This window comes from Thermogutta sp., from assembly GCF_014359955.1.
GTDB lineage: Bacteria > Planctomycetota > Planctomycetia > Pirellulales > Thermoguttaceae > Thermogutta.
In genome coordinates, this window is the sequence record NZ_JACIYL010000845.1 from 1 (window position 1) to 1,833 (window position 1,833).

Below are 1,833 nucleotides of genomic sequence, written 5' to 3' on the forward strand. Positions count from 1 at the left end.
GAGCCAGACTCTTTTCCACGGCGGCCTCACACGCCTGGCGATTGGCCTCCATTCCGCGGAGCACTTTCTCCGTGAAGACCCTCAGACCTCGCGCAAGCAGGCGGATCGACTCCAGCACGGTCGCGCCCATCACCGGCATCATAATGTTGAGCTGAAACTGCCCGCCGGAAGCCCCCGCAAACGTGATCGTCGCGTCGTTTCCTATCACCCGGGCGGCCACCTGCATGAGGCTTTCGCACAGCACCGGATTCACCTTGCCTGGCATGATCGAGCTTCCCGGCTGAAGGTCCGGCAGAATCACCTCGTAGAAGCCGCATCGCGGTCCCGAGCCAAGCCAGCGGAGATTGTTGGCGACGTTGAAGACGCTGACGGCCACCGTCCGCAACAGGCCGTGACATTCCACCAAACCGTCACGCTGGGCGTTGGCCTCGAAATGATTGGCGGCTTCGCGGAAGGGAACCCCCAGTTCCTGGGCGAGGATTTCAGCGACACGTTTACCGAACTCGGGATGGGTATTGATCCCCGTCCCCACAGCCGTGCCACCGGCCGGCAACTCCATTACCGCCTGGAGAGCACGCTCGGCACGCTCGACACCCAGCTCCAGCATCCGCGCCAGCCCACTCATCTCCTGTCCAAGCGTCAATGGGGTGGCGTCCGCCAGATGGGTGCGCCCGATCTTGATGATGTCGGCCCAGGCCTTGGCTTTTTCCTGCAGCACTTCCACCGCTTCCCGCAGGGCGGGAATCAACTGGTCGCGAATCGCCAGCGCCACCGCCACGTGGATGGCCGTGGGAAACATGTCATTGGTGCTTTGGCCCATGTTCACGTGGTCGTTGGGATGGATCGGCTTTTCCGCCTGGAAGCGATCGCCGCCGGAAAGTTCAATCGCCCGGTTGGCAATCACTTCATTCGCGTTCATGTTGCTGGATGTGCCGGAGCCGGTCTGGTACACATCGACGGGAAACTGGTCATCAAACTTCCCTTCCGCGACTTCCCGACAGGCCTGGAGAAGGGCCTCCACCTGGGAGGGCGTCAGTGCTCGGGGGCCGGTGGTCAGACGTCCCAGCTCTGCGTTGGCCCTGGCCGCCGCCCATTTCACCCAGCCCAGGGCGTGAATGAGCTCAACGGGCAGAGTCTGGCCGGAGATCGGGAAATTCTCCACCGCCCGCTGCGTCTGCGCCCCGTAGTACGCCATCCGGGGCAGCCGCACTTCTCCCATCGAGTCCACTTCCACGCGATAAGCATCACTCATGACCGCGTCCTCTCGAGTTGAAGGCTCACAGAAAGCTCTTTTCAGAAATCGCCCGTGCGATGAGTGAACGTTCGCCTGTTCTCCAGGCCGAGATCCGCTTGCCGCCCCCTGTCACCCCTCGTCGGGAAGGCACTCGCGGACCCGTCCGGCACGCCGCACAAGCCAACCCTGATCGCAAGGAAAGCCGTTCGCCCCACCGGCCAACCACCGCACAACAGGCGTTGAGAAATTTATCATAGCAGGAAGTCAAAATTCCCGCATGGCCCACGGGGCACCCGCCCGGGACTGGCCCCCGATCACCAAACCCGGCGACACGAAAGCCGGGCGAGCGAGTACGGGCGAAAGATTCTTTGGGCCTACAACGTCGGAGGGGCACGCTTGTCGTGCCCGGGCAAAGGGCCTGCGCGTGAAAACATCGGCAAAACTCTGGAGAAAACACGATGAACGGCGAAGCAACCAGAAACGGGCGTGACAAATCCGCTCACCCGCGCGAATTCTTGGATTCGCAGCCAAATGAGAGAACCTTGCTTTCCACGCCGGGGTAAATCTCGTCGATCTGCTGTTGGATGTCCATGGTTCGG

General features: G+C 62.1%; 1 protein-coding gene. It reads right to left on the reverse strand.

Annotation, left to right across the window (positions count from 1 at the left end; translation table 11 throughout):
- A partial coding sequence (locus H5U08_RS17500) for a class II fumarate hydratase (protein WP_297036055.1) occupies positions 1–1,252 on the reverse strand: 1,252 nt, incomplete at its 3' end.
- Positions 1,253–1,833 lie beyond the last annotated feature (581 nt).